General features: G+C 59.0%; 20 protein-coding genes. 10 read left to right on the top strand and 10 right to left on the bottom strand.

All coding sequences use genetic code 11. The annotated features are described in order from the left end of the window. Nucleotides 1–388: 388 nt before the first annotated feature. Together rho and trxA are read right to left on the bottom strand one after the other, a co-directional pair. Nucleotides 389–1,648 (bottom strand): transcription termination factor Rho, encoded by a 1,260-nt coding sequence (rho, locus tag HF945_RS13500; RefSeq protein WP_246971573.1) that lies wholly within the window; start codon nucleotides 1,646–1,648, stop codon nucleotides 389–391. A gap of 283 nt (nucleotides 1,649–1,931) precedes the next feature. Next, nucleotides 1,932–2,258, bottom strand: coding sequence for a thioredoxin TrxA (trxA, locus tag HF945_RS13495; protein WP_290523087.1), 327 nt, complete (start codon nucleotides 2,256–2,258; stop codon nucleotides 1,932–1,934). A gap of 227 nt (nucleotides 2,259–2,485) precedes the next feature. Here trxA and ppx point away from each other — a divergent pair, with 227 nt between their 5' ends. Continuing rightward, nucleotides 2,486–3,976: an exopolyphosphatase gene (gene ppx, locus HF945_RS13490; protein ID WP_290523086.1), complete on the top strand. Its 1,491-nt coding sequence runs from the start codon at nucleotides 2,486–2,488 to the stop codon at nucleotides 3,974–3,976. Between the two features lie 1,054 nt (nucleotides 3,977–5,030). On the opposite strand, the gene ppk1 is transcribed toward ppx, so the two are convergent. Further along, nucleotides 5,031–7,112 (bottom strand): polyphosphate kinase 1, encoded by a 2,082-nt coding sequence (gene ppk1, locus HF945_RS13485; RefSeq protein WP_290525421.1) that lies wholly within the window; start codon nucleotides 7,110–7,112, stop codon nucleotides 5,031–5,033. Between the two features lie 253 nt (nucleotides 7,113–7,365). Here ppk1 and HF945_RS13480 point away from each other — a divergent pair, with 253 nt between their 5' ends. Together HF945_RS13480 and HF945_RS13475 are read left to right on the top strand one after the other, a co-directional pair. Next, a complete protein-coding gene (locus tag HF945_RS13480; protein ID WP_290523085.1) occupies nucleotides 7,366–9,480 on the top strand; it encodes a TonB-dependent siderophore receptor in 2,115 nt (704 codons plus the stop codon). 301 nt (nucleotides 9,481–9,781) lie between these two features. After that, entirely contained in the window at nucleotides 9,782–10,639 is an 858-nt protein-coding gene (locus tag HF945_RS13475; RefSeq protein ID WP_290523084.1) for an alpha/beta fold hydrolase, read from the top strand. Here the strand turns inward: HF945_RS13475 and HF945_RS13470 are convergent. Beyond that, nucleotides 10,623–11,087 carry a MarR family winged helix-turn-helix transcriptional regulator gene (locus HF945_RS13470; protein WP_290523083.1) on the bottom strand — a complete coding sequence of 155 codons (465 nt, stop codon included), beginning with the start codon at nucleotides 11,085–11,087 and terminating at the stop codon, nucleotides 10,623–10,625. The two genes, HF945_RS13475 and HF945_RS13470, sit on opposite strands and share 17 nt — an antisense overlap. Before the next feature lie 72 nt (nucleotides 11,088–11,159). Further along, the gene (hemB, locus tag HF945_RS13465) at nucleotides 11,160–12,164 is read right to left on the bottom strand and encodes a porphobilinogen synthase (RefSeq protein WP_290523082.1); all 1,005 of its coding nucleotides are present in this window, start codon (nucleotides 12,162–12,164) and stop codon (nucleotides 11,160–11,162) included. Between the two features lie 311 nt (nucleotides 12,165–12,475). Between hemB and HF945_RS13460 the strand changes: the two genes are divergently transcribed. From HF945_RS13460 to HF945_RS13450, 3 genes are all read left to right on the top strand, one after another. After that, nucleotides 12,476–12,898, top strand: a complete 423-nt coding sequence (locus HF945_RS13460; protein WP_290523081.1) for a VOC family protein — start codon at nucleotides 12,476–12,478, stop codon at nucleotides 12,896–12,898. Between the two features lie 31 nt (nucleotides 12,899–12,929). Continuing rightward, nucleotides 12,930–13,433 (top strand): transcription elongation factor GreB, encoded by a 504-nt coding sequence (gene greB, locus HF945_RS13455; RefSeq protein WP_290523080.1) that lies wholly within the window; start codon nucleotides 12,930–12,932, stop codon nucleotides 13,431–13,433. Between the two features lie 89 nt (nucleotides 13,434–13,522). Then, nucleotides 13,523–14,155 (top strand): DUF502 domain-containing protein, encoded by a 633-nt coding sequence (locus tag HF945_RS13450; RefSeq protein WP_290523079.1) that lies wholly within the window; start codon nucleotides 13,523–13,525, stop codon nucleotides 14,153–14,155. Between the two features lie 298 nt (nucleotides 14,156–14,453). Here the strand turns inward: HF945_RS13450 and HF945_RS13445 are convergent, their stop codons facing one another. Beyond that, entirely contained in the window at nucleotides 14,454–15,683 is a 1,230-nt protein-coding gene (locus HF945_RS13445) for an alpha/beta hydrolase family protein (protein WP_290523078.1), read from the bottom strand. A gap of 191 nt (nucleotides 15,684–15,874) precedes the next feature. Then, nucleotides 15,875–16,768: an alpha/beta hydrolase gene (locus HF945_RS13440; RefSeq protein WP_290523077.1), complete on the bottom strand. Its 894-nt coding sequence runs from the start codon at nucleotides 16,766–16,768 to the stop codon at nucleotides 15,875–15,877. 208 nt (nucleotides 16,769–16,976) lie between these two features. On the opposite strand from HF945_RS13440, the gene HF945_RS13435 reads away from it, so the two are divergent. Then, nucleotides 16,977–17,894 (top strand): alpha/beta hydrolase, encoded by a 918-nt coding sequence (locus tag HF945_RS13435; protein WP_290523076.1) that lies wholly within the window; start codon nucleotides 16,977–16,979, stop codon nucleotides 17,892–17,894. Between the two features lie 571 nt (nucleotides 17,895–18,465). On the opposite strand, the gene epmA is transcribed toward HF945_RS13435, so the two are convergent. Both epmA and efp read right to left on the bottom strand, forming a co-directional pair. Next, complete coding sequence (gene epmA, locus HF945_RS13430) at nucleotides 18,466–19,422, bottom strand: EF-P lysine aminoacylase EpmA (protein WP_290523075.1); 957 nt, start codon at nucleotides 19,420–19,422, stop codon at nucleotides 18,466–18,468. A 7-nt stretch (nucleotides 19,423–19,429) separates the two neighbouring features. Further along, nucleotides 19,430–19,999 carry an elongation factor P gene (efp, locus tag HF945_RS13425; RefSeq protein ID WP_290523074.1) on the bottom strand — a complete coding sequence of 190 codons (570 nt, stop codon included), beginning with the start codon at nucleotides 19,997–19,999 and terminating at the stop codon, nucleotides 19,430–19,432. 45 nt (nucleotides 20,000–20,044) lie between these two features. On the opposite strand from efp, the gene epmB reads away from it, so the two are divergent. The 3 genes from epmB (at nucleotide 20,045) to HF945_RS13410 (ending at nucleotide 25,246) form a co-directional block, all read left to right on the top strand. After that, entirely contained in the window at nucleotides 20,045–21,052 is a 1,008-nt protein-coding gene (gene epmB / locus HF945_RS13420; RefSeq protein ID WP_290523073.1) for an EF-P beta-lysylation protein EpmB, read from the top strand. Between the two features lie 138 nt (nucleotides 21,053–21,190). Next, the gene (locus HF945_RS13415) at nucleotides 21,191–22,957 is read left to right on the top strand and encodes a hypothetical protein (RefSeq protein ID WP_290523072.1); all 1,767 of its coding nucleotides are present in this window, start codon (nucleotides 21,191–21,193) and stop codon (nucleotides 22,955–22,957) included. A 216-nt stretch (nucleotides 22,958–23,173) separates the two neighbouring features. Then, nucleotides 23,174–25,246 carry an EAL domain-containing protein gene (locus HF945_RS13410; RefSeq protein WP_290523071.1) on the top strand — a complete coding sequence of 691 codons (2,073 nt, stop codon included), beginning with the start codon at nucleotides 23,174–23,176 and terminating at the stop codon, nucleotides 25,244–25,246. 160 nt (nucleotides 25,247–25,406) lie between these two features. Here HF945_RS13410 and serB read toward each other — a convergent pair whose 3' ends face one another. After that, a complete protein-coding gene (serB, locus tag HF945_RS13405) occupies nucleotides 25,407–26,642 on the bottom strand; it encodes a phosphoserine phosphatase SerB (protein WP_290523070.1) in 1,236 nt (411 codons plus the stop codon). Between the last annotated feature and the right edge of the window lie 248 nt (nucleotides 26,643–26,890).

The following is a 26,890-nucleotide window of genomic DNA, read 5'->3' as shown; positions in this document are numbered from 1 at the left end:
GAGGCTCGACGCAAGACGCAAAAACAGAACGCAGGCGCAAGTGTGCGGCGGTCAGAATGAAGGGTAGGTGATCTTGTCGGGCCGGTTTCGCCCAGGCGAGCAGGGCGCCTACAAAAACTGCCTTGCTACGAAGTCGCTGTAGGAGCACCACTTGAGGTGCGAACCGTGCGAAGCACGGAATCGACCGCAGGGCGATCAGGCGTTTCCGCGCTCGACAGGTCTATAAAGAATGCCCTCCCTCCGGTCGCCTCGCTGCGCTCGGGTTCGTCCCCTGGAAGGGAACTCCTACAGTCCTGAAAGTGTGCGGGCATAGCCTGCCTCAAAACCACAAAACCCCGCCGAAGCGGGGTTTTGCGTGTTGCATGATGCGTGTTGCGTGAAGCGTCTCTTACTTCCGCTTCATGGAATCGAAGAATTCCAGGTTTGTCTTGGTCTGCTTCATGCGGTCGATGAGGAATTCCATGGCGGCGATTTCGTCCATGGGGTGCAGGACCTTGCGCAGGATCCACATCTTCTGCAGCTCGTCCTCGCTCACCAGTCGCTCTTCGCGACGAGTGCCGGACTTCTTGATGTTCATGGCCGGGAACACGCGTTTCTCTGCCACCTTGCGGTCCAGATGCAGTTCCATGTTGCCGGTGCCCTTGAATTCCTCGTAGATCACTTCGTCCATCTTGGAGCCGGTGTCGACCAGGGCGGTGGCGAGGATGGTCAGGCTGCCGCCTTCCTCGATGTTCCGCGCGGCACCGAAGAAGCGCTTGGGTTTTTCCAGGGCGTGAGCGTCAACACCACCGGTGAGTACCTTGCCGGAGCTGGGCTGTACGGTGTTGTAGGCCCGGGCCAGTCGGGTGATGGAATCCAGCAGGATCACCACGTCCTGCTTGTGTTCCACCAGACGCTTGGCTTTCTCGATCACCATCTCGGCCACCTGCACGTGACGGGCCGGCGGCTCGTCAAAGGTGGATGCCACCACTTCACCGCGCACGGTCCGTGACATCTCGGTCACTTCCTCCGGACGCTCATCGATGAGCAGCACGATCATGTGGGTTTCGGGATTGTTGCGGGCGATGGACTGGGCGATGTTCTGCAGGAGCATGGTCTTACCGGCTTTCGGCGGGGCCACGATCAGGCCGCGTTGCCCTTTGCCGATGGGGGCCACCAGATCAATCACCCGGGTGGTGATGTCTTCGGTGGAGCCGTTACCGATCTCCATGACCAGACGCTCGGTGGGGAACAGGGGCGTCAGGTTTTCAAACAGGATCTTGTTCTTGGCGTTTTCCGGCTTGTCGAAATTGATCTCGTTGACCTTGAGCATGGCGAAGTAGCGCTCGCCATCCTTCGGGGGCCGGATCTTGCCGGCGATGGTGTCACCGGTACGCAGGTTGAAACGGCGGATCTGGCTCGGGGAAACGTAGATATCGTCCGGGCCTGCCAGGTAGGAACCTTCGGCGGAACGAAGGAAGCCGAAGCCGTCCTGCAGGATCTCCAGTACGCCGTCGCCGTAAATGTCGGAGCCATTCTTGGCAGCGCGTTTAAGGATGGAAAAGATGACGTCCTGCTTGCGGGTTCTTGCCAGGTTCTCGAGTCCGAGTTCCTTGGCGATGTCCAGAAGTTCTCCAATCGGCTTCTGCTTCAGTTCAGAAAGATTCATTGGCGTATGTTTTGGTTTGAATGAATTGAGAGGCTGCACCGCCTGCGGTGCCACAGTTGTTTTGATAATCCGGTTTTTCGGAATCTGGGCCGGCAAGCCTGAAAGGGGGCCACAGGAAAATAGGGTAACCAGAGGTTCCGAAGGACTAACTAAAAGGGGGTGCTTGTAAGGAGGTTCCTTAAAGCTGTTCTGGAATCTACCACTATGGGGAAGGGCTGTCTAGGGTATTGGGTATAGTAATGCCCCGGCCGGTAGACCGGGGCGTTACAGGGTGTTTCCGGCGTTACAGCGTGCTGTCCAGGAAAGCGCTCAGCTGGCTCTTGGACAGGGCGCCCACCTTGGTGGCTTCCACGTTGCCGTTCTTGAACACGCTCAGGGTCGGAATACCACGAACACCGTACTTTTTCGGGGTGTCCGGGTTGTCGTCAATGTTGATCTTGGCAATGGTCAGGCGGCCTTCGTACTCGCCGGCCAGCTGTTCCAGGATCGGCGCGACCATTTTGCAGGGGCCGCACCAGGGTGCCCAGTAGTCTACCAGCACCGGGCCGTCTGCATTGATGACCTGGGCTTCAAAGTCCGCGTCGGTCACATTGATAATCTCGCCGCTCATCGAATTCTCCTGATATAAAGGGTTTGGCTGACCGCTGGGGTCGTCGCACTGGGCAATAATATCAGGTTGCAGGCACTCATTTTCAAGCGAGTGAATGAATAATCGTTAGTGGATTTGCCTATCACGACGGATAGCCGGCAAAGTAAAGCATGGGAAATGCACTGCCGCTGACATCCTAACGCCATGATTTCAGGGTACTATCGGCCAATTCGCAGACAGGAGTATGCATGGAGCACGGCGAACATCTGGCCGCCATTGATCTGGGGTCAAACAGCTTTCATATGGTCGTGGCACGTCAGGTGCACGGTGAAATTCAGCTTATGGACGGCCTGTCGGAGAAGGTGCAACTGGGGGCAGGTCTCGATAAGGACAACTGCATTGATGACGAGACCCAGACACGGGCGCTGGAATGCCTGGGGCGTTTCGCCCAGCGCATTGCCGGCATTCCCCGTGGCAGTGTGCGGGTGGTGGGTACCAATACCCTGCGTCAGGCCCGCAATGCCCGGCAGTTCATAGACCGGGCGGAGGAGGTGCTCGGCCATGATATCGAGATCGTGGCGGGGCGCGAGGAAGCACGGCTGATCTATCTGGGGGTGGCACATACCCTGGCGGATGATGCCGGGCAGAGGCTGGTGGTGGACATTGGTGGCGGTTCCACGGAGCTGATCATCGGCGAGCGGTTTGAATCCTCGGAAACGGAATCCCTGCACATGGGCTGCGTCAGTTTTGCCCGGCGCTTCTTTGCGGATGGCAATATCAGCGAGAAAGCCTTCGACAAGGCGGTCACCGCAGCCCGTCAGGAAGTGCTGTCCATCCATGCCAACTACCGGCGTATTGGCTGGCAGCAAAGCGTCGGCGCGTCCGGCACCATCAAGGCCATCAGCCAGGTCTGCGTGGAAAATGGCTGGTGTGATGCCGGCATTACCCTTGAGGGGCTCAAGAAAGCACGCAAGCGTGTCATCAAGGCTGGCAGTGTGGCCAAGCTGGATCTCAAGGGGCTGCGCGAAGATCGCCGGCCCATCTTTCCTTCCGGGCTCGCCATTCTCTACGGCATCTTCGAACAGCTGAATATCGAGTACATGGAGGTGTCCAGCGGGGCGCTTCGTGAAGGTTTGCTGTATGACCTGTTGGGTCGCTTCGGCCATGAGGACGTGCGCGATCGCAGCATTCAGTCGCTGATGAACCGCCATCATGTGGAGCGCAGCCAGGCTGAGCGGGTGTGCGAAACCGCCATGTCGTTGTTTACGCAGGCGGCCAATGACTGGGGGCTTGATGACGAAGAAATGGCCGACACCCTGCGCTGGGGTGCACTGCTGCATGAGCTGGGATTGGCAGTGTCACACAGCCAGTTCCACAAGCATGGCGCCTACCTGATCACGAATTCTGACCTGCCAGGTTTCTCCCGCCAGGAACAGGAGGCAGTGGCGGTGTTGGTGCGTGGTCACCGGCGCAAGATTCCGCTTTCGTCCCTTGAAGAGCTGCCGGGAGATGAGCGTGAGCCGTTGTTGCGCCTGTGCCTGGTGCTGCGCATTGCGGCACGCCTGCATCATGCCCGCTGTGATGAACTGATCCCGGCCATGAGCCTGAAAGTGAAAGACAATGTGCTCAACCTGACCTTCCCGTCAGGCTGGCTGGAAGAGCACCCCCTGACCCTGGCGGATCTGGAACAGGAGCAGGAGTACTTTCAGGCGGCCGGGTGTGAGCTGAAATTGAGCTGAGCTACGAGCTACGAGCTACGAGCTACGAGCTACGAGCTACGAGCTACGAGCTACGAGCTACGCTGGTTGGATTAAGGAAGGCCAAAAGGTTCCCGAGGCTATGTATTTTGGGGATAGGCCGAATTCGCCCAGGCAAGCTGGGCTCCTACATAAAGATCACATGCTACGAAGCCGCTGTAGGAGCTTGCAGACTATCCTTCGCTTCGGTGAGGCGCGAATATTGCGGTGATGGTGGTCCCGGCCTGCGAGACTTGGCATTGGCTGATATGCCATCGCACCATGACACGTGCTTGTCCTCGCCGGACGGACCCAAAGGGGGAACAGGCTCCCCCTCTGGCATTCCGGCCATTCCCCGGTATGGGAATGGCGCTCCAGCGGGCAAAACATGTTTTGCAAACCCCCGCTTACGCCCCCCTTGCCCCGACTCCGTTCGGCCTGCTCCGCAGGCACACTCCGGTACTCGCCCTGTGCCGGACGCACAAAAGACTCGCTCCGCTCAGACAGGTTTTTTGCTCTGCGCCGTCACAGGGCTCCGTTCCTCGACTCACTCTAACGGGGAAGATGCCGTGCGGATGTCGCTGGTGCGCTTTCATCGCGCAAACGCTGAAGGTTGCTGTAGGAGCTTGCCTGCAAGCGATCCGAGCCCAAGCGAGGTAAGGATTCCAGAGGCGAGTTTCGAGTCACGAGTTTCGAAGATCAAAACCCAAACCCGAATCCTCTATGCGGGTTTTGCGTTTCGAAACTCGCTTCACTCATTTCCTCGCTTAGGCTCGGATCGCGAGCAGGCAAGTTATTCGCTTCGCTCACCCCTTCGGGGCCGCACTCCGTGCGTTACTCCGCTGCGCTACGTTCCTGCAGCGGGGTATAGTGAGGGTTTTACCGACGCAAAAAGGCCCGCCCGGGTTACCGGGCGGGCCTTTTTGCGTCAGGCGTCAGGCGTCAGGCGTCAGGCGTCAGGCGTCAGGCGTCAGGCGTCAGGCGTCAGGCGTCAGGCGTCAGGCGTCAGGCGTCAGGCGTCAGGCGTCAGGCGTCAGGCGTCAGGCGTCGCCCGCAACTACCCCAACGTGTCCAGCAGCGTCTGCTGGGCAATAAACATCTCTTCTCCTTCTGCCGGTTCAGCTCGGCGGTAGCTGCCATCGCTCTGCAGAAGCCAGGCGCGGCTGTTGTCGCGCAGATAATAATGCAGGCCTTCTTCCAGCATCTGCGCTTTCAGGGCCGGATCATTTACCGGGAAACAGGTTTCCACCCGGTTGAACAGGTTGCGGTCCATCCAGTCGGCGCTGGAGCAATACAGTAGATCCTCACCACCGTGATGGAAGTGATAGATGCGGGTGTGTTCCAGAAAACGACCGACGATGGAGCGTACCCGGATAGTGTCCGAGACACCGGGTATGCCGGGTTTGAGGCAGCAGATGCCGCGCACGATCAGATCAATTTCCACGCCGGCCTGACTGGCCCGGTAGAGCGCCTGGATGATCTTTTCCTCAGTGAGGGAATTGAACTTGGCGATGATGCGCGCGGGGCGCCCGGCTTCCGCTTCAGCGGTTTCGAATTCAATCCACTCGATCAGTGACGGATGCAGGGTGAATGGCGAGTGTTTCAGCTGTTTCAGCCGCGCCGCCTTGCCCATGCCGGTGAGCTCCTGGAAGATCTTGTGCACATCCTGGCCGATCGCCTTGTCCGCGGTCATCAGGCCGTAGTCGGTGTATAGCTTGGTGGTCTTGGTGTGGTAGTTGCCGGTGCCCAGATGCACATAGCGTTTGATGCCGTCGCCATCGCGGCGCACCACCAGCAGCATCTTGGCGTGGGTCTTGTAACCCACCACCCCGTACACCACGATGGCGCCGGCTTCCTGCAGCCGACGTGCCCCCTCAATATTGGATTCCTCGTCGAACCGGGCGCGCAGTTCCACAATGGCGGTGACTTCCTTGCCGTTCCGGGCGGCGGTTTCCAGATGATCAAGGATTTCTGACTTGGTGCCGGTGCGGTACAGGGTTTGTTTGATGGCCAGCACCTTGGGATCACGCGCCGCCTCTGCAAGCAGGTTAATTACCGGCTGGAAAGATTGATAGGGGTGATGGAGCAGCAGGTCTTCCTGATCAATGGCATCAAAGATCGATTCGGACTTTTTCACTGTGGGGTGCACTTTCGGGGTGAACGGCGGATAGTGCAGGCGCGGACGGTTTACGCTGGTGAACATGCGCGCCAGGTTTACCGGCCCATTCACTTCATACAGATCGTCTTCGCCCAGTTCGAACTGTTCCAGCAGATAGTGCATCAGATGGCGAGGGCAATTGTCCGCCACTTCCAGACGCACTTCGTCACCGTAACGGCGGGACAGCAACTGGCCTTTCAGGGCCAGGGCCAGGTCTTCCGCTTCCTCGTCCACTTCCAGATCCGCGTTCCGGGTTACCCGGAACTGATAGCAGCCGGTGGCCTTCATGCCGGGGAACAAGTCAGAGACATGGGCATGAATCATTGAGGACAGAAACACGAAGTTGTCATCGCCGTCGCCGCTTATCTCATCAGGTATGCGAATCAGGCGGGGCAGAGAGCGGGGCGCAGGGACAATGGCCAGGCCTGTGGAACGACCAAAGGCGTCCTTGCCATCCAGGGGTACGATAAAGTTGAGGCTCTTGTTCACCAGCCGTGGAAAGGGGTGTGAGGGGTCCAGGGCGATCGGGGTCAGTACCGGGTAGATTTGCTCGCGAAAATATTTTTTCACCCACTCTGCCTGGGCTTCGGTCCAGTCTTCCCGGCGCAGGAAGTCCACCCCTTCTTCGCGCAGGGCCGGCAGCAGGATGTTATTGAGAATGTGGTATTGGCGATCAACCGCTTCATGGGTGATACGGCTGATTTCCTTGAGCAGCTCATCCGGCAGCATGCCGTCCGGGCCCGGTTGGCCGGTGCCGGTTTCCAGCTTGTTGCGCAGCCCGGCCACACGGATCTCGAAGAACTCGTCCATGTTGCTGGAGAAAATCAGCAGGAAGTTGAGACGCTCCATGAGCGGATGATTCTCGTCCATGGCCTGTTCAAGAACCCGCAGATTGAACTGCAGCAGGCTTAATTCCCGGTTGAAGTAATAGTCCGGGGTGTTGAGGTCGATGGCGCTGTGTTCGCTGGCGATATCATTCATGGTGTCGTCCTGACCGGCACTGCTGGAAGGGCCTCTATTCCATGACATAAATGTGACATGAGAATGACAAGGCAGAAGAAACTGCCCGTTCATTCAGCTTAATCCTGCTGGCCGCCCGGAAAAAGACGTTCGTCTGGCCAGGCGGTATCAGACGACGCTGGCCTGCATACATTGCTTACTTTTCAGCGGGGCAGATAGCATATATAATGCGAATCGTTATCATTATTAGCATTGTTTTTCTTGGAGTTTGCCAATGACTTGCCGAAACCGCGCGATCTGGGGCGCGCCGCTGGTGGGGGTCTCCCTGCTGTTGCCGCTGTCTGTTCAGGCCGAAGAGGCTGAATCTGTCAATGTTATCCCGGCTGTACAGGTGGGTGCTGACGTGGAAGAGGGTGAGGGCTACATCACCGAAGGTGAGCCTGCAAAAACCGGCAAGCTGAAGGTGCCTGTCGAGAAAACCCCCTACGCCATCACGGTGGTGAATGAGGAATTCATCAAGGATACCGGGGCCAAGAACGTGCAGGACGCGTTGCTGTATTCCTCCGGTGTCTATGCCGGGGCCTTCGGTTTTGATACCCGCGGTGACTGGGTGAAAGTGCGGGGACTGGATGCGTCCTTCTACAAGGATGGACTGCGGTCTCTTTATGGCAGCTATAACAGTGTCCGTCCGAATGTCTATGCCATGGAAAGCATCGAGGTTCTGAAAGGTCCGTCCTCCGTGTTGTACGGACAGGCTGAACTGGGCGGGATCGTCAATACGGTCTCCAAGTTGCCGAAAGCAGAACAGCAAGGTGAGGTCTGGGCCCAGGTGGGTTCCTACGACCGCAAGCAGCTGGCGGCGGATGTGACCGGTCCCATGTCGGAAGATGGCAAGCTGCTATACCGCATGGTGGCGCTGAAGCGGGAAAGTGGCACCCAGGTGGATTACGTGGATGACAACGGCTTCCTGTTTGCGCCGTCCTTTACCTGGCTGCCCACGGACAACACCACCATTTCCCTGCTGTTCAATTTCCAGGAAAATAATGGCGGCATCTCTGCCCAGTTTCTCCCGGCCGAAGGTACCTTGCTGCCGGGTGTGAGAGGGGATATTCCGGTGGAGACCTTTGTGGGTGAGCCTAGCTGGGACCGCTATGACCGCAGCATGGATGAAGTGACCCTGTTTGTGGATCAGCGTTTGAATGATCAATGGGCTGTGGCACTGACGGCTCGTCATACCTCAACCGAAACGGAAACCCGGGAACACTGGGCTGCCATTGGCTTCCCGATCAGCCCGAACGGTGACATCTTCCGTACCATGCACATGGCGGATCGCTCTACCGATGTGAGCAACTTTGATGTGCGGCTTGAGGGTGATTTTGGCCTGTTCGGTACTGAGCATACTTTCGCCTTCGGGGTCGATTATCAGGATGCGCTGTGGGAAGAGGGTAACTATTATTCCTCCGCGACAGGGTCTCAGCTGAACCTGTACAACCCGGTATACGGAAATGTGAATTACGCTTCTCTGGCGCCCGTGGACCGCAATGACAACGGTATTCGTCAAACCGGGGTTTACCTGATTGATCACGTGGACATCGGTAATGTGGTGGTGTCCGGCGCGCTGCGTCATGACGAATCCACCAATACTGTTTATGTGGTCAGCGGTAGTAACACTCAGAGCCGGGACAGTGAAACAACAGGACGTCTGGGCCTGATGTACCAGTTTGATTTCGGGCTGTCTCCGTACGTGAGCTACTCTGAAGCCTTTGTTCCCAATCTGGGTAACAACCCCAATACCGGCTCTGGCCTTGAAGCGACCACTGGTGAGCAACAGGAAGCGGGTATTAAGTACCTGAACGATGCTGGTGACTTCTCTGTGGGGGCTGCTTACTTCTACATCGAAGAAACCAACCGTGTGGTGCAGGGCACCAGCCCCAACACGATTGACCAGATCGGCGCCAAGTCAGAAGGCTGGGAAGTGGAAATGAAGAAACAGCTGGGCAACCTGGAAGTGCTGGCCAGCTACACGGATATCCGTGCGGTCAATGATGGCAGTGGCGAACGTCTGCCTTATCTGGCTGATCAAACCGCCTCTGCATGGGCCAAGTACGAGCTGGAGAATGGTCTGCGTTTTGGTGCCGGCGCCCGTTACATTGGCGACAATGTGGGCTTCGACTATGGCAGTGGTGCTGGCCCGAAAGTCCCTTCTGTTACCATGTACGATGCCATGCTTGGCTATGGCATCAAGCAATGGGACTTCAGCGTCAATGTTCAGAACCTGACCGACAAGGAATATGTGTCCTGGTGTCGCGGGGAACTGAATGGTTCCGTGTTTGACTGTGGCTACGGTGAAACCCGTACCGTTACCGCCAACGCCCGCTATCGCTTCTGATAGTAGGCAAGTTGAAAAAAAGCCGGCGCTTGCGCCGGCTTTTTTGTGGGTCTGCGGGTCTGACGTAATGACATAAGGGAAAGGCAACCTCGTCATATTCCTCAATATCAACAAACCCGGCCGCTGTTTTTTTGTGGGAGCTTGCTTGCGAAGGGTTTGGCTTGACGGGAGGAGCCTTTCGCTTGCACGCAAGAGTCCTTGCTTTTGGTTGTTAAGTGTAAATACACTAAATATATGTCCATCTTCAGAAATGCGGAAATCTGGAGACACTAAAGTGTATGTACATCAAAAGAGGTGAATCATGAAAGCATTCCAATGGATCATGGCACTGTTCAGTCGCCTTTTCCCTGGCCGGGCCAGTGACCTGGCGCTACAGATGATGACCGGGCCGAGGCTGCCACTGGCTTGGCGGGGGCGGGCCGAGTTTGCGCCTGACCGTCAGTTACCGGTGGGCGAGCGTGCCCGCCTGAACATCTGGGCCGGAGGCCCGAAACGGGTGCTGCTGGTCCATGGCTGGTCAGGGCACTGGACGCAGTTTGAGACCATGATGAAGGTTCTGGGCAGAGACGACTTTTCGTTTTATGCCCTGCAGATGCCCGGCCACGGCAGTGAAGCCGATGGTGGCAGCCATGTGGGGGAGTTCATTGCCACACTGCGCCAGGCGCTGGATGTGATTGGCGAGCCGGTGGAGGTGCTGATTGGTCATTCCATGGGAGCGTCGGCGGCGGCCTATGTGCTGTCAGAGCGCGGGGATATTGCCAGGGCTGTGCTGATCGCGGCGCCCACGGACTTTCGTGGTGTGGTTGGCAGGATGGCAGTCATGCTGAAGCTGGGTGGGCGCGCCAGAAAGCAGTTGCAGGACAAGATGGCGGCCCGGGTCGGCATCAGCTATGACGCCCTGGATATTGCCCGTCGTGGCGAGCGGATCGATGCCAGGCTGTTGTTGGTGCACGACAGCGACGATCGGGAAGTGCCGTTCACGGATTCGCTGCGTTTGTATCGGTCGGTTGCCGCAGCCACGCTGCATCAGACCGTGGGCAAGGGCCATCGCCGGGTGCTGGCGGACAAGGACGTACTCGAGCAGGTGGCCGGGTTTGCCCGTGAGGGCGTGTTATCCGTGTCTGTAGCGGATGCCGGGCAGCTCAGAGTTCCTGCTTGACCTGGTGGCTGAAGCGGCGCAGTTCGGAGGACATCTGTTGCCAGCTTTTCTTGCCCACCAGTGACTCGAAATGCTGCTGCGCGGCCTGCCAGCCTGCCAGTGCCTGCTGATAGCAGGTCTCACCCGCGGGGGTGAGAGACAGGCCCAGAGCGCGTTTGTTGCCGGTGGGTTCGGATGCCACCAGGCCTTTCTCGATCAGCTTGTCCACGGTGCGTTGCAGGGAGGTACGCTCCATGCCAAGGAGTTCGGCCAGCTGGAAAATGGACTCGGGTGGCCGGGCCTTGATGGCGTTGAGCACGGAGAATTGGGTGACACGCAGCCCGCTGTCATTGAGGTGCTGGTTGTAGAGGCGGGTCACCAATCGCGACAGTACTCGGGAATGCAGCGCTGCACATTGCAGGCCCACCGTTTCCGGGGAGAGTGCAGCCGGGGTGTTGCGTGATGACATGGGGGGGCTCCCTTTATAGTGTGTATGCATTATAAAGGGAGCCGGTCCGGGTCCTGCAAGAGGGCTGAAGACTCAGCCCTTCAACTTGATGGCCGCGGCCTTGGCAAAGTAGGTGAGAATGCCGTCCGCGCCGGCACGCTTGAAGGCCAGCAGGGATTCCATCATCACCTTGTCCTGATCCAGCCAGCCGTTCTGGAAGGCGGCCATGTGCATGGCGTACTCGCCACTCACCTGATAGGCATAGACCGGCACCTTGAATTCGTCCTTCACCCGGCGCACCACATCCAGATAAGGCATGCCCGGCTTGACCATCACCATGTCGGCCCCTTCGGCCAGATCCAGCCCGATCTCATGGAGGGCTTCGTCAGAATTGGCCGGGTCCATCTGGTAGGTGGTCTTGTCCGCCTTGCCCAGGTTGCCGGCGGAGCCCACCGCATCGCGGAAAGGGCCGTAGTAGGCGCTGGCATACTTGGCGGAGTAGGCCATGATGCGGGTGTGGATATGGCCGTGGGCTTCCAGGGCGTTGCGGATCTCGCCGATGCGCCCATCCATCATGTCGGACGGGGCGATCACGTCGGCACCGGCTTCCGCCTGGGAGAGGGCCTGTTTCACCAGGGCATCCACGGTCACGTCATTGAGCACATAGCCGTTGTCATCAATGATGCCGTCTTGGCCGTGGGTGGTGAACGGGTCCAGGGCGCCGTCGGTAATGATGCCCATTTCCGGTACCGCTGCCTTGATGGCCCTTACTGCCCGCTGGGCCAACCCTTCCGGGTTCCAGGCTTCGCGCCCGTCCAGGGTTTTCACATCGGCGGGAGTCACCGGGAACAGGGCCATGGCGGGCACACCCAATTCAGCCAGTTCCTCGGCTTCCTTGACCAGCAGATCAATGCTCATGCGCTCCACGCCGGGCATGGACGGTACGGTTTCGGTCTGGTTGCTGCCCTCCAGCACGAATACCGGGTAGATCAGGTCGTCCACCGTCAGGGTGTTCTCGCGCATCAGGCGGCGGGAGAAATCATCACGACGCATGCGACGCATGCGGGTGGCAGGCCAGGGGGCACGAGACACAGACATTGGGTGGAGTCCTCTAGTAACATGGGCGCGTCTGATGCCGGAACAGTCACGGGAGTGGTGTTTGCGGCGTGATGGGGTGAGTTGAAAGTTCAAAGTTTAAAGTTTAAATGCGGGTGAAGTTGAGAGGGCTTCCAGCGCGGTGCCCGCGCTTGACGTTCGGGCGCGGGTAAGGCCGATCAAACAGCACTGCCTGTCTCGCGCTTTTCAACTTTAAACTTTGAACTTTCAACTACTTGTTCACCGCCTGCCACTCTTCGAGGGTGGTCCTGGCATCAAGCTGGTTCGCGTGAGTTTAGCAAGAGCAGTGGATAATGGAAAAACAGCCGGCCTTTCATCTGGCCTTTCTGGTAAATGATCTGGAAGACGCGGCGGATTTTTACTGCCGCGTGATCGGTGGCCGCCGTGGGCGGGATGCGCCCAACTGGATTGATATTGACCTGCATGGCCATCAATTGTCCCTGCACAAGGGCGAGAATCTGACCCCGATCCAGGGCTACAGCGACGTGGATGGCCACCCGGTGCCCATGCCGCATTTCGGTGTGGTGCTGGATTTTGCCACCTGGGAAATTCTGGTGGAGCGGATCTATGAGCACGACTGGCCATTTCTGCTCAAGCCCCGGGAACGTTTTGTGGGCCAGCCGGCCGAGCAGGGCACCTTCTTTGTCCAGGATCCCACCGGCAATGTGCTGGAGTTCAAGGGGTTGCGTGAGCTGGATCGCATTTTTGAAGTTTAAGAGCCGAAGTTTAAGAGCTGAGGTATAGGGCATGGGGCGTTGGCGACCAAAGGGCAAACCTGCCTCCAAGTACATCACTGCCGAAGGCTATAAAACGCTCAATGACGAGTTGCAGTACCTGTGGAAGGTGAAGCGCCCGGAAGTGACCCAGGCGGTGCAGGAAGCCGCCGCCCAGGGGGATCGGTCCGAGAATGCCGAATACATCTACGGCAAGAAGCAGCTGCGCGAGATTGATCGGCGGGTGCGCTTTCTCAGCAAGCGCCTGGATGACATGACGGTGGTGGACCGTTTGCCGGAAGATCAGAGCAAGGTGTTTTTTGGCGCCTGGGTGGAGTTGGAAAACGAAGACGGCGATCTGGAAACCTACCGGCTGGTAGGGCCCGACGAAACCGATTCCGCCAGGGGGTACATCAGCATTGATGCGCCACTGGCACGGGCCTTGCTCAAGAAACAGGTGGATGATGAGGTGGCAGTGAGAACCCCGGCGGGTGAACGTTGTCTTTTCATTAACCGCATCTGGTATGCCGAAACGTAGGGCGGAAATGGGCGTGAGCCCATCTCCGCCATAGCCGGCGGCGATTGCCGAGACAATTTTCGCCCTGTGAACAGAGGAATATTCTTTCCATGACCGCCAACCGACGTGTCTGGTTCTTTATCCGCAAATCCCTGCTGGGTGGCCTGACCATCCTGCTGCCCATTTCCATCATCGTGTTCTTCTTCCGCTGGATCTACCAGACGGTGACGGAGATGATTGCGCCGTTTACCTCGGTGTTCATCAACGCCTTCGGACTCCCCAAGTTCGTGGCGGACTGGTTGGCGTTTCTGGCGGTGCTGGTGCTGTGTTTTCTGGTTGGCACCCTGGTGGCAACCCGGCTGGGTAGCTGGTTGTGGCAGCAGTGGGAAGAGAACGTGATGAGCCGCCTGCCCGGCTATGTGACGGTGCGTGAAGTGATTGCCCAGCTGATGGGCAACAGTAGTGACAGCCCGTTCAGTCGTGGCGAAGTGGCGCGGGTATGGCTCTATGGAAAGCAGGTAGATGTGTCCGTGACCGCGCTGGTCACCTCCCGCCACGATGATGGACATGTCACGGTATTTGTCCCCACTGGCCCCAACCCCACCAGTGGCTTCATCTACCACGTGGAAGAAAGTCTGGTGGAGCTGCACCCGGAAATCGGCGTGGAAAGTATGATGAAAACCGTGGTGTCCTGCGGCGCTGGCACCGCATCCCTGTTCAAGACCGACAAGCCTGCGGGGTGATCGGCCTGACTACGAAGCCGCTGCAGGCGTCCCCTGGAAGGAACTCCGCACGGGGGCGTGGAAGGTCAAAACTTCAGGTTGTCCCGTTGAGGCGTAGGGCGGAAATCGGCGTGAGCCGATCTCCGCCTTTTCGTTGGTGCTGATGGCGGAGATTGGCATTCGCCAATTTCCGCCCTACGAGTCCGGTGGGTGGACGGTCTGGTTGTTCACCACCGGGATCGCAGAGTGAAAACCAAACCTTGCGGATGTTTAATGTCCCGGTTTTGATCTTCGCAACTCGCAACTCGCCCCAAATTTTCTACGCGCTCAATTTTACCGCCTTTTCTTCCAGTGCATCGCGCATGAAATCCCGCATGGTTCGCAGGTAACAACCCTGATCAAGGTGCAACAGATGGTTGCCCGGGAACCAGTGTACATTGCAATCGTTCCAGTGCTGACGAAGCAGATCGGTATGCTTGGGCGGGGCAAACCGGTCCCCGGCACCACCGATGATCATGCGCCCGGATTGGGGGATCTGGCAGGGCCAGGTCAGGGGGGAATGCAGCGCGGTCAATTTGCGCAGGCCCGCCATGTCCGTGTCATAGACTTTGTGGAACAGCGGAAACTGCAAATTCACCGGGAACCAGCTTTTCATCAGGTCCATGATGCTTACCAGTGGCACATTGGGAATGGCAAACGCCAGATCCTTTTCCAGCGAGGAGAGCAGCCCGGTGGTGTAGCCACCCAGGGAAATACCGGTGACGCCCATGGCCGGTGTGCCGCCCTCGCGCAGATAGTTCATGAAGATACGCAGGTCATGGATGGCGTGGGCAAAGGTTTCATTGAGCATGGCCATGCCCTGACTGAAGAACTGGGCGCCGCTGAAGGGCGCCAACGTGCCCTTGCGACGGCCATGGAACGGCAAGGTATAGAGCAGTACATCAAAGCCCTGTTTGTAGAACCAGGGCAGGGCCAGCCAGCGGGTGTTCAGCCAGTAAGGGTCGGCCACAAAACCGTGGATCATGATCAGGGTGGGCCGGGGCCCGTCGTTATGTTTCCAGTGTTGTGCCCAGGCGGTGCGGTTGCGCTGGTGGCCAAGGTAACGATCGCGCAGGGCCGGGTTGTGAGGTTCAAACGGTGATTGAAAACTCAGGGTCCGAGCCTGTCCGTCCTCGGGCTGGTAATGGTAGTTGGCCACCGGTGATGGCTGGATGCGCGGCTGCTGCCGCGGGGCGGTGAAGAATGACTGTGGGTCGCCGCTGTCCAGGAACGACTGGTAAAACCGCACCAGCTCCCGTTCCTCTTTTTGCTGGCGGAAATTGAGGCTGGCTGGCAGGGCGGCAGCGCCGGCCAGACAAGCCAGGCCGGTACGGGCCACCGTATCCAGGGTGGCGGTGTAGTCGATGCGCCAGCGGGTATCGTTATCCGCCAGAAAGTGGTCAGGCAGGGCATGAAAATGACGCGGCAGAGTTTGCCACCAGGGCTGGGTCAGCCTGGGGAGATCTTCGTTGCAGTAATCCGTGGGCTTGATGCGAGGCCACTCGGTCATCGCTGCCTCCTTTTATCATTGGCGTCAGTGGCTGCCGTCCGGCCCGGCGGCAGCAATACAATCTGGATCTGACGGCAGATAAGCGTGCCATGTCCGCACGCTATGCCGGGTTTCAGTAGACGCCGCTACCGGAGTGCCTGCAATGACCGAATGCATCCGGGTTGTTTACCGTTTTTGTCGGTTTCAAGTAGTCATCCGTGGCGACGGATAAAGGCGCTGATCTTTTTCAGATCGTGGCGAGCCTCTGGCAGGAAGGGAGCCATCACTGGCCAGACATGGAAGAGTCCGCCCCGTTCCAGCCATTCCACCGCCACGCCGCTTTGCTCGGCGGCCTGACGAACGCGCTTGGCGTCAGCGTAGAGCACTTCATCGGTACTCACGGTGATCATCAGTGGGCAGATGCCGGTGTAGTCACCCAGGCAGGGTGACGCATAAGGGTGGCTGCGCTGTTCCGCGTCGGGCACATAGATATCGATCACGGTGCGGATGATATCCGCGGAGAGCATGGCGTCGCTGGGGTCCAGCGCGTCCAGAATGGCATCATCCGGAAAGCAATTACTGCCCGGAGAGAGGGTGACTGCACAGCGGGGTTGGGCGAGCCCCTTGTCACGAATATGCAGCAGGGTGGCCAGAGTCAGGCCGCCGCCGGCCGAGTCGCCGGCGATGACGATGTCCTCGGGACGTTTCCCCAGCCCCAACAGATATTCATAGGCTTCCAGCACCCGGTTCACCGCCGCCGGGAAAGGGTGTTCCGGGGCGAACGGGTAGGTGGCCAGATAGACCTCACCGTCAAGCTGTTTGGCCAGTCGGCCCGCCATATTGTGATAGGTCTTGGTCACGCCGCCGATATAGGCGCCCCCATGGATATAAAGTACCGTTGTCTGCGGATCTTTGACGCTGAGGCGGTCCCCCTCGAAGCCGGGCTGGCTGACCTGGCTGAGTTTGACGCCGAACGGCATCAGAGTCAGCGAGGGGGAATTGTTGAAGACCTTGCGCAGATGGCGCACCAGCTGTGCTTCGTTGAGGCCGGAGCGTTTGATGGTCCGGCGGGTAACTGCCTTGATCAGAGTGGCCTGGATGCTCATGAACAGGTTCCGCTGCGTTGTTATTGTTGGCTCTACCTTAAAGGCCGGCTCTGCGGATTGGCAGGGGTGAAGAGGCCAGTCTGAGGTGACACAAGGTCAGCTTTAGGCAGAACAGGCCAATCGGCGTTGCCACCCTTGTGGTACCGGAGTAGCTTTTCTATGTTGCCCCATTGAATAAAACAGCAGTCAAAAACAACAGAGGCCCGTCATGCAGTCAGGAACCGTATCCAGCAATGGGATCGAGCTCTTCTACGAGAGCCGGGGCCCCGAAACCGGTGAAACCATCGTGTTTGTCATGGGCCTGTCTGCCCAGATGGTGTTCTGGCCTGAGCCGCTGCTCGATAGCCTGGTGGAGCGGGGTTACCGGGTAATCCGCTTTGATAACCGGGATGTGGGCAAGTCGTCCCGGATTCGCCGCCGGCTCAAGCATGGGCCGCTGACCGCTATTATGCGTGGGTATGTCGGGTTGTCGGTGGATGCGCCCTACACCTTGCACGATATGGTCGATGACACGGTTGGCCTGCTGGATGCCCTGGAGGTCGACCGAGCTCATCTGGTGGGTGCTTCCATGGGGGGGATGATCAGTCAGCTGATGGCGGGCAAGTATCCTGAACGGGTGTTGTCACTCACCTCCATCATGTCCAGCAACAACAGCCGCCTGGTGCCCCCGCCGAAACCGGCCGCCCTCAAGGCACTGGTGGCACCGCGGGCAAAAGTGGAGACCGAAGACGAGTTTGTTGCCTTCGGTCTGGACATGATGGCCAAGTTGGCCGGCACCCTGCCCCAGGGCACCGAGGAGCTGGCGGACATCTATCGCCAGTGCTGGGCACGGGGCATCAATCCGCTGGGTATCCGTAACCAGTTCCTGGGCATTGTGGCCACCGGCGCACTCACGCCCTGGCTGAAGAAGATTGAGTGTCCGTCCACGGTCATTCACGGTGGGGCCGACCCGCTGATCCGTCCTGCCGGAGGCAAGGCCTCGGCACGTCATATTCGCGGCGCCAGGCTGGCCATCCTTCCCGGCATGGGCCATGACTTTCCGCCGTCCCTGCTGGATCGCATGGGCGAACTGATCGCCGAGACGGCAGGTCGCGCCAATTCGGTGGCGCAGCCTGCGATGGCTTGAAAAGGCAGTGAATAGTTAACAGTGAATAGTGAATAGCTCGCGGGAGTGGGTTGTTGGTGCTGATAACGAAGAGGCCGCGTCCGGGAGTGGGGTGCGGCCTTTTGTTTGGTTTATCGCGGATTTCCGGGAAAGCCTGATTTAACCCCACTGCTGTCCCACAGTTTCCTGAAGGTCCTGAGGAAGCGGAGGCGTTTTCTCTTGTGGGAGCTTGCTTGCAAGCGAATAGCCCTTGCTGCACCAACATTCGCCTGCAAGCAGGCTCCCACGAGACAGGCATCTGCGAGAGTCAAAATGCGGCGGTTTAATCCTGTTCCCCTAAACAGAGAAACCCGCCGGCTTGCCAGCCTGGCGGGTTTCGGACTTCGCTAAGTCAAATGTGGGACAGTAGTGGATTTAACCCCCCCCTTTGCCGTAGGAGCGTCGCTGGCGGCGCGATCCCAGACCAGGATCAAAAGCATTTTCACCTCAGAGGGCACAAAGGGCACTGCTAAAGACGGCTTTTTTCTGTGGACGATTCCCGTTAATCCGCGATGAGCTTTTTATTTTGGGGGCGTGCTTTACGGGGGGGAGCTTAGGCTCGATCCCAGGGGAAGCTGATGACCTGATCGATGCGGCCGGCCTTTTGTTGTGCCATGAGCAACCTTTCTACTCCCATGGCCACGCCGCTGCAGTCCGGGAGGCCGTGATTCATGGCCGCCAGCAGGTGAGTGTCTGGTGCCATGGGAGGGAGTCCCTGCTGTTTTCGCAGGGAGCTGTCCTGCTGAAAGCGGCGCGATTGCTCTTGCGGTTCGGTGAGTTCCTGATAGCCGTTGGCCAGTTCCAGCCCGCGGTAGTAAATCTCGAAGCGCCGGGCGACCACAGCCCCATCCTGATCTTCATGGGTTTGGGCCAGGGCGGCGGCCCAGCCGGGGAAGTCGCTGACCACGGTAAGCTGGTCGGCGGGCAGGGCGGTTTCCACCCGCGTGGCCATCAGGTAATCCACGGCGGCGGTTTTATCCAGTCCCGTGGGCGCGCCGTGTTGCTCGGCATATTTCACCAGCGCCTTGTCGTCCGCCTTCAGCGGGTCCAACCCGGTAACCTGGTGGAACAGGGCGCGGAAGTGATAGTGCTGGCTGGTGGCGTCGGGAAACAGCTCTGCGAACAGGGCCAGGCATTCGTCGACCAGATCCTTGAGCACAAAGCCCGGCCGGTACCACTCCAGCATGGTGAATTCGGGATTGTGCCGGCCTCCGGCCTCGCCATCCCGGAACGCCTTGCAGACTTGATAGATCGGCCCGCTGCCAGCGGCCAACAGCCGTTTCATGTGGTATTCCGGCGAGCTTTGCAGGTAACCGTAGCCTGGCACCGGAATGCACTGGATATGCAGGTCGCTGACCCCGAAATGGGCCAGCTGCGGGGTATCGACTTCCAGCACATTATGGCCAGCAAAAAAAGCGCGCACTGTGCTCATTAGCTCAGCGCGCGCTTTCATGGCCTCAATGGAGGCGGTGGGCTGCCAGTCATGCACTGGCGTTGGCTCGTCAGGCATCAGCAGTTTAGCTTTTGATGCGGCCCACGTAGTCACCGGTGCGGGTGTCGACCTTGACGATCTCGCCTTCCTGAACAAACAGCGGTACCCGTACCACCGCGCCAGTGGACAGGGTGGCAGGCTTGCCACCGGTGCCGGCGGTGTCGCCCTTCAGGCCCGGATCGGTTTCCACGATCTGCAGTTCCACGAAGTTGGGCGGGTTCACGGACAGCGGCTCACCGTTGTACAGGGTGATCTCGCACACGTCCTCTTCCTTCAGCCACTGCTTGGCGTCGCCCACGGCAGCCTCATCGGCGGCTTTTTGCTCGAAGGTGGTCTGATCCATGAAGTGCCAGAACTCGCCGTCGGCGTACAGGTACTGCATGGAGACGTCCATCACGTCGGCGCCCTCCAGGGAGTCACCAGACTTGAAGGTGCGTTCCCAGACCTTGCCGGATTTCAGGTTACGCAGCTTCACACGGTTGAACGCCTGGCCTTTGCCCGGCTTCACAAATTCGTTCTCGATAATGGCGCAGGGATCGCCATCGAGCATGACTTTCAAGCCAGACTTGAATTCACTGGTAGAATAGTTGGCCATAAATAATGTTCCAAAGGTTGATGTATGGCATTGGAAAGGCTGGCAATGATAACGCAGGACGCGCCCGGTTGGGAGTTACCTGACTGGCAGCGTCAGCAGGCGGACCTGATCACGGATCCGGCGGAGTTGTTGGCCCTGCTGGATCTGGACGCCTCTTTGGCGCCGGAATCGTTGGCGGCCGCCCGGGATTTCCCCTTGCGGGTACCGCGAGCCTATGCCGCCCTGATGGAAAAGGGAAACCCGGACGATCCCCTGTTGAAGCAGGTATTGGGTGTGCCGGCCGAGCTGGAGGTGGTGCCAGGCTACGGCGCGGATCCCCTTGAGGAGGGCGATCACACCCCGGTGCCCGGGTTGCTGCACAAATATCATGGCCGGGCCCTGTTGGTGGTAACCGGGGCCTGTGCGGTGCATTGCCGTTATTGCTTTCGTCGCCACTTCCCGTACCAGAGCCACCTGAGTGGCAAACGCTGGGAACAGGCGCTGGCCTGGCTGGCCGACAGGCCGGATATCAACGAGGTGATCCTCAGCGGTGGGGACCCGCTTACCCTGACCAACCGACGTATCGGACAGTTGCTGGAGGCGCTGGCTGAGATCCCGCACCTGCGCCGGTTGCGGATCCATAGCCGCACCCCGGTGGTGATTCCCGATCGTCTGGATGAGACGTTGCTGGCGCTGGTGAGCAACCCGCGCTGGCGTACGGTGCTGGTGCTGCATGCCAATCACCCCCGGGAAATCAGTGAATCCCTGGTTGTTCGGGGGCGGCAGTGGCAGCGGGCTGGCGTGACCCTCCTTAATCAGAGCGTCCTGCTGGCGGGGGTCAATGATCAGCTGGAGACGTTGGTGGCGCTCTCCGACAGCCTGCATGAGGCGGGCATTCTGCCTTACTACCTGCACCAGCTGGACAAGGTGGCAGGGGCGGCGCATTTCGCTGTCCCGGACACGGATGCCCGGGCCCTGCATGGGGCGCTGCGCGCCGCATTACCCGGCTTTCTGGTGCCCCGCCTGTCGCGGGAAGAGCCCGGAGAGCCGGCCAAAACCGTTCTGGCGGGCTAACTTGTTGATCTGCCTGAGTGTTGCCGACATTTACACACCTGTAACGGTGTCGTAAAGTCTTGTGACATAGAACACAAAAAAAATCAGAAGCGCAGATAACCAGGTCGCCTGGATGCCGCCGAGATAAGGACTATCTTCATGGAGCAAGCAGCCCAGTCGGTGCGGCTGAAATTGCCAGAACAGGATTTGCCGCATCTTACAATTGGCGCGGATCAGCCCAAGAAACTGCAGCAGTGGGTGGACGCTCTTCCCGTGATGAATATGGGGGAGACGGCACGACAGCTGTATGAGTTTATTCAGGAGCTGAACCGCCTGCAGCTGGATTCACGGCAGCGTTTCCAGTTGCTGGAGATTATCCGCCCGTCCATCCTGCATGTGTGCGACTCCCTGCAGAAGCATTACCTCAACCAGGCGCTGGTGCTGCCCGAGAAGGCACGCCGGGTGGCCAGTCTGGCCCAGGCCCTGCAAGGGCATCTGGCCAATGGCTACAAACTGGTGGCGGTGCGAGGGATGCGCAAGGTGAAGGACAAGAATGTTCGCCGTGCGGTGACGGCGTCTATCCAGCGCGCCATCAGTGCCCTGGGTGACACCCTGTTGCGCTGCTACCAGTTGTATTTCACCTGTCCCCGTCATTTGTGGCTGGAGCTGCATCAGCTCTACCTGCTGGCAGAAGTGAACGGCCTGGCCTCACAAACCATCCCGGAAGAAGACCAACGCACGGTCACGGTACAGTCCGCCTATGCCCGTTGTCTGTTGCTGTCCACCGCCAAACCGAATCAGCTGCGCCAGCAGGACCTGGCGCTGGTGTACAAGGCGGCGGAAGCCTGGGCCAATATGGTGAGCATCCGCGAAGCCAGCAGCAGTGATGACCTTTTCGTCTTCGATTTGCAGGCAGACCGCCCGCCCATCTACCGGACCCATGCCTCCCAGGTCACCGAAGGCTGGCGGTATATCGATTCGCTGCGCCTGGTGGAGGGCATGGCAGCCTGTCGCCGGGACCCGGAAAACACCACCCTGAGTATCCCGTCGGGGATGGATGACGGTTTGCTGGACCATCTACAGCAAGTATGGGGCGCGCTGACCGAGCGGGCCTTCAAGCGGGTGCAGGAGTCCGGTGAAATTGAACTGTGCTTTGGTCTGGTAGGTGTGCATTACTTCCTGTCCGGCAAAACCCCGTTTGAAGCGATGGTGGAGCGCGGACATCTGTCGGTGGGTGGCGATGCCGATAACGTCTTCATCAATAACATCCGTGTCAGTACCCGCAGCAAACAGGACGAGGCTGACCCCTGGGCGAAAGCCTTTCAGAGTGAGCTGGTAGAAGGTGAATCCATTGATATGGACGATCTGGGCAGCGCTTCACGGCCTCAGGTCAAGTTGCCCGAGAGTTATCACTGCCAGAAGGTGAACGCCAGCCCGGGGGGCTACTGCCTATCCTGGCAGGGTAATACCCCCAGTCTGCTGCGCACCGGCGAGCTGCTGGCCCTGCGCGACCAGACGCATGCCCAATGGATGCTGGCGGTGGTGCGCTGGGTTACCCAGCTGCCTAACCACGGTGCCAAATTCGGCGTGGAATTGCTGGCTCCGGGCGGGCGGCCGGTGGCGGCCCGTGCTTTGCGCAAGCAGGGTCAGGACAGTGATTACATGCGTGCTATCCTGCTACCTGAGCTGGCTGCTGTGGGGCAACCGGCGACCTTGTTGCTGCCCACCGTCGGTTTTAATGAAGGTGTAAAGGTGGAACTGGTTGAGCGCGGTGAAGCCTCTCGCGTACAGTTGTTGCGGCGGGTGCAGGGGATGTCCGGGTTCAGTCAGTACCCCTTCCGGGATCTCGCCACCCCTGAGCCGGTAAAAGCGGCTGCGCCGGAAGACGACGATGATGAACTGGACTCGATCTGGTCCAGCCTGTGAGATTTTCGGCATGGGTGCGGCCCATGCCCATCTTGCCGCCATCGCGGCCAAACGGAATGGTTAACATGGTTTGCCACAGGAATCGGCAATTTTTCTGACAGCCAGCTAACCTGTTCATGGCGTCCACAGGATCGGGATGGGTGGTTTTTTGTTTTTTGTCATGACAGGGTCGTCAGGCACAACGCCAACAATGATTGAATTGTGAGTAGTGAATCAATGAGCTATGTCCTGGACAATTTACGCCTGCTGATCGCCCATGACTCCCAGGATGAAGCCGAGCAATTGATGAATGCCCTGCGTAATGCAGGCAGGGCAACCCGGGCCGAGCTGGCACTGGGCGATGATGATCTGCTGCGTGCGTTGAAGGGCGGTTCCTGGGAATTGATGCTCTGCCGTCCGTCCTTTGGCGATGGCACCTTTGAAAAGGCGATGGCCCATCTGAACCGCCTTGGCAAGGCCATTCCCGTCATTCTGCTAGCCGATGAATTTACTCCGGAAACCGTGAAAGAAGGTATGACCCACGGCGCCCGGGCTGTTGCCCCCTGCAATGATCGCGAGTTGATCTCCCTGATGGTGGATCGACTGGCCGAGTTCCTGCGCCTGAGAAAGGAGCTCCAGCATTCCGAGATCGTGCGGCACGATGCCGAGAAGCGCCTCTCCCTGCTCATGGACCAGAGCCGCGATGCTATCGCCTACGTGCTCGATGGCATGCATATCCATGCCAATGACAACTATGTGGAAATGTTCGGTTATGAGGATGCCGATGATCTGGCCGGCGTGCCGATCATGGACATGGTGTCCGCGGCGGACCACGACAAACTCAAGAACCTGCTTCGCAGCCGTGCCCAGGACGAAAACCAGACCCAGGAGCTGGAATGCAAGGGGGTAAATACGGACGGCGAAGAGTTCGATGCCACCTTCACTTTCTCTCCCAGTACCTATGATGGTGAAGCCTGCACCCAGATCGTGATCCGGGCCGCCGGCGTGAACCAGAGCGAGATTGAAGAGCGCATTCGCGAGATCAGCGAGAAAGATCAGGTCACAGGCCTGTTCAGCCGTAAGTGGTTCATTGAGCAGATGGACGATGCGGTGGCCGCAGCGGCCCGTGAGAGCCAGTTGTCTGCGGTGCTGTACCTGCGCCTGGATGACTTCGAGCACCATCAGTCCAGCCTGGGTATCGAAGGCGCAGACGAGATGCTGCGGGCCGTAGCGAACTCATTGGTCGAGAACAGTGGTGATGCCTCTCTGGCAAGAGTGGACGGCGAGGACTTTGCCCTGTTGCTGCCCGTGGAAGATACGGATGTGGCGACGGAGCTGGCAGAAAAGATGCGCAAGGTGGTGGAGCAGCTGATGCCCGAGGTGTCGGCGCGCACGGTGCAGGTCACCGCCAGCGTTGGCGTGGCGTTCATTCGTGAAGATGCCCGTAACAGCCAGAATACGCTGACCACCGCGCTCAAGTGTTGCAACCATGCCCAGCGTGCCAATGAAGGCAAAGGCAATAGCGTGAAGGTGCATGATCCCATGGATGATGTGGCAGCAGGCTCATCGGAAGCCATTGCCATGCAGCTGCGCCAGGCGCTTGAGAAAAGCAGTTTCAAGCTGAAATATCAGCCTCTGATGAATCTGGAAGACGATAGCGAACATCTGTTTGAGGTGTTCGTGAATCTCCCCCAGAAAGAAGGGGATGTGCTGGAGGCTCAGGACTTCATGCCCGTGGCGTCGGAGGAAGGCTTCGCTGGCAAGATCGATCGCTGGGTGGTGCTCAACGGCATGCGTGCCGCCGCCGCCCTGGGCCAGCCGGTGAAGATGCTGTTCAACATCAACGGCAGCTCCCTGGCCGATGCCGGTCTGGCGGACTGGATGCTCAAGGCCATGAAGGCCGCGAAGATGGAAGGCCGTAATGTGATCTTCCAGTTCACCGAGGCGGATGCCACCACCTACCTGAAACAGGCCGCCCTGTTTGCCCAGAAGGTACAATTTGCGGGCTGCAAGGTGTCCATCAGTCGTTTCGGCGGTGGTCTGGATCCGTTCAAACTGTTCGAGCACATACCTGCCAGCATGGTGAAGTTCGAAGGCTCCTTTACCCAGGAACTGGCCAAACCGGAAGGTCGGGCCCGCCTGGCAGACATCGTCAAGCAGGTCAGCGAAGGCGGCCGCGCCTCGGTCATCGGTTTCGTGGAATCCGCCGCCCAGATGCAGGCCCTGTGGACCCTCGGCGGGGTGAACTACCTGCAAGGCTACTACCTGCAACCGCCCATGGATGTGCTGGAGATTCCTGAAACAGCGTGAAAGGCAATTAATAGTTAATAATGAATAATTAATAACTCGCGGTTTTGTCTTTCATGTTCTGAAACGCAAGAGGCCGCGCCCTGACTTTGGGCGCGGCCTCTTGCGTTTCAAGGCGAGCTAAACCTTGCTCGCGCAACTATTAATTATTCATTATTAACTATTAATTGCTCTTCAGAAGCTCCGCCTGATCCTTGTCCCGCACCCCGATCAGATAGAGGATACCGTCCAGGCCCAGGGTGGAGATGGCTTGTTCGGCGTTTTGCTTGACCAGGGGTTTGGCGCGGAAGGCGATGCCGAGGCCGGCTTCGCCGAGCATGGGCAGGTCGTTGGCGCCGTCGCCCACGGCGATGGTCTGTTCCAGGCTGATCCCTTCCTGGGCGGCGATTTCCTTGAGGAGCTCGGCTTTTCGCTGGCCGTTGACGATCTGGCCCACTACCCGGCCAGTCACCTTGCCGTCCTCGATTTCCAGTTCATTGGCATGGACGTAATCAATGCCCAGCAGATCCTGCAGCCAGTGGCCGAACCAGGTGAATCCGCCGGACAGGATGGCAGTGCGGTAACCCAGCGCGCGCAGGGTGCCCACCAGCCGTTTGGCGCCTTCGGTCAGCTGGATACGCTCACGCACCCGCTCCAGCGCGCCTTCATCCAGCCCCTTCAGCAGGGCCACCCGGGCAGAAAAGCTTTCATTGAAATCCAGCTCGCCACGCATGGCACGCTCAGTGATCTCTGCCACCTGGTCGCCAACGCCGGCCTCCACGGCCAGCTCGTCAATCACTTCGGAGCGGATCAGGGTGGAATCCATATCGAACACGACCAGACGCCGGTTGCGGCGGAAGGCGCTGTCGCGCTGGAAGGCGATGTCCATGTTCCGGTCATTGGCAATGGACAGGAAGGCGGCACGCATGGATTCCGCGTCACGCGGCTCACCACGGACGGAAATCTCGATGCAGGCCCGGTTGTCGCTGCCGGCGGCTTCCCCTTCAAGATGCACCCGGCCCGACAGGCGGGTGATGCTGTCAATGTTGAGCCCGTTATCCGCAACCGTAGCGGTCACCTCGGCCAGCTGCTCTGCGGTGATCTTGCGGGCAAGCAGGGTAATGATGTGCCGGTCCTTGCCCTGGCCGGCCACCCACTCTTCGTAACGGTCTTCATCGATCGGCCGGAAGCGCACATTGATGTTGAGCTTGTGGGCTTCGAACAGCACATCCTTGAGCACGGCGGAGGAATCCGCATCCTGCGGGGTTTCTACCAGGATACCCAGCGACAGGGTGTCATGGATCACCGCCTGGCCGATATCCAGGATGTTCAGGCGGTAACGGGCCAGAATCCGGGTGAAAGCGGCCGTCAGACCGGGACGGTCATTGCCGGAAACCTGAATCAGGATGATCTCGCGCACGCAGGGGCTCCAGGAGCAAAATTCAAACGAACGGAAGCCGCAGCTCCCCGAAAACCGCGTAAGAGTAGCAGATATTGAGATGTTGAAGAACGCTGGAGGCATTGTCGGATGCCAGAGGCACAAAAGCCGGGTGCTTCGCTCCCCCGTAGGAGCGGTCGTCCGACCGCGATCCGAGCCTAAGCGAGGAAATGAGTTTCGAGTTACGAGAAGCGAGCTGCGAAGGCCATAGCCTCAAACCTCGTGCGTGG

Origin of the sequence: Alcanivorax sp. (assembly GCF_017794965.1) — a bacterium.
In the GTDB taxonomy this organism is placed as follows: Bacteria; Pseudomonadota; Gammaproteobacteria; order Pseudomonadales; family Alcanivoracaceae; genus Alcanivorax.
Note: the sequence above shows the minus strand (reverse complement) of the source record. Positions and strands in the feature narration are given on the sequence as shown.

What these genes read in the sequence shown, in the direction of transcription:
- rho (WP_246971573.1), bottom strand. Translation starts at nt 1,648, where the DNA reads ATGAATCTTTCTGAACTGAAGCAGAAGCCGATTGGAGAACTTCTGGAC.
- trxA (WP_290523087.1), bottom strand. Translation starts at nt 2,258, where the DNA reads ATGAGCGGCGAGATTATCAATGTGACCGACGCGGACTTTGAAGCCCAG.
- ppx (WP_290523086.1), top strand. Translation starts at nt 2,486, where the DNA reads ATGGAGCACGGCGAACATCTGGCCGCCATTGATCTGGGGTCAAACAGC.
- ppk1 (WP_290525421.1), bottom strand. Translation starts at nt 7,112, where the DNA reads ATGAATGATATCGCCAGCGAACACAGCGCCATCGACCTCAACACCCCG.
- HF945_RS13480 (WP_290523085.1), top strand. Translation starts at nt 7,366, where the DNA reads ATGACTTGCCGAAACCGCGCGATCTGGGGCGCGCCGCTGGTGGGGGTC.
- HF945_RS13475 (WP_290523084.1), top strand. Translation starts at nt 9,782, where the DNA reads ATGAAAGCATTCCAATGGATCATGGCACTGTTCAGTCGCCTTTTCCCT.
- HF945_RS13470 (WP_290523083.1), bottom strand. Translation starts at nt 11,087, where the DNA reads ATGTCATCACGCAACACCCCGGCTGCACTCTCCCCGGAAACGGTGGGC.
- hemB (WP_290523082.1), bottom strand. Translation starts at nt 12,164, where the DNA reads ATGTCTGTGTCTCGTGCCCCCTGGCCTGCCACCCGCATGCGTCGCATG.
- HF945_RS13460 (WP_290523081.1), top strand. Translation starts at nt 12,476, where the DNA reads ATGGAAAAACAGCCGGCCTTTCATCTGGCCTTTCTGGTAAATGATCTG.
- greB (WP_290523080.1), top strand. Translation starts at nt 12,930, where the DNA reads ATGGGGCGTTGGCGACCAAAGGGCAAACCTGCCTCCAAGTACATCACT.
- HF945_RS13450 (WP_290523079.1), top strand. Translation starts at nt 13,523, where the DNA reads ATGACCGCCAACCGACGTGTCTGGTTCTTTATCCGCAAATCCCTGCTG.
- HF945_RS13445 (WP_290523078.1), bottom strand. Translation starts at nt 15,683, where the DNA reads ATGACCGAGTGGCCTCGCATCAAGCCCACGGATTACTGCAACGAAGAT.
- HF945_RS13440 (WP_290523077.1), bottom strand. Translation starts at nt 16,768, where the DNA reads ATGAGCATCCAGGCCACTCTGATCAAGGCAGTTACCCGCCGGACCATC.
- HF945_RS13435 (WP_290523076.1), top strand. Translation starts at nt 16,977, where the DNA reads ATGCAGTCAGGAACCGTATCCAGCAATGGGATCGAGCTCTTCTACGAG.
- epmA (WP_290523075.1), bottom strand. Translation starts at nt 19,422, where the DNA reads ATGCCTGACGAGCCAACGCCAGTGCATGACTGGCAGCCCACCGCCTCC.
- efp (WP_290523074.1), bottom strand. Translation starts at nt 19,999, where the DNA reads ATGGCCAACTATTCTACCAGTGAATTCAAGTCTGGCTTGAAAGTCATG.
- epmB (WP_290523073.1), top strand. Translation starts at nt 20,045, where the DNA reads ATGATAACGCAGGACGCGCCCGGTTGGGAGTTACCTGACTGGCAGCGT.
- HF945_RS13415 (WP_290523072.1), top strand. Translation starts at nt 21,191, where the DNA reads ATGGAGCAAGCAGCCCAGTCGGTGCGGCTGAAATTGCCAGAACAGGAT.
- HF945_RS13410 (WP_290523071.1), top strand. Translation starts at nt 23,174, where the DNA reads ATGAGCTATGTCCTGGACAATTTACGCCTGCTGATCGCCCATGACTCC.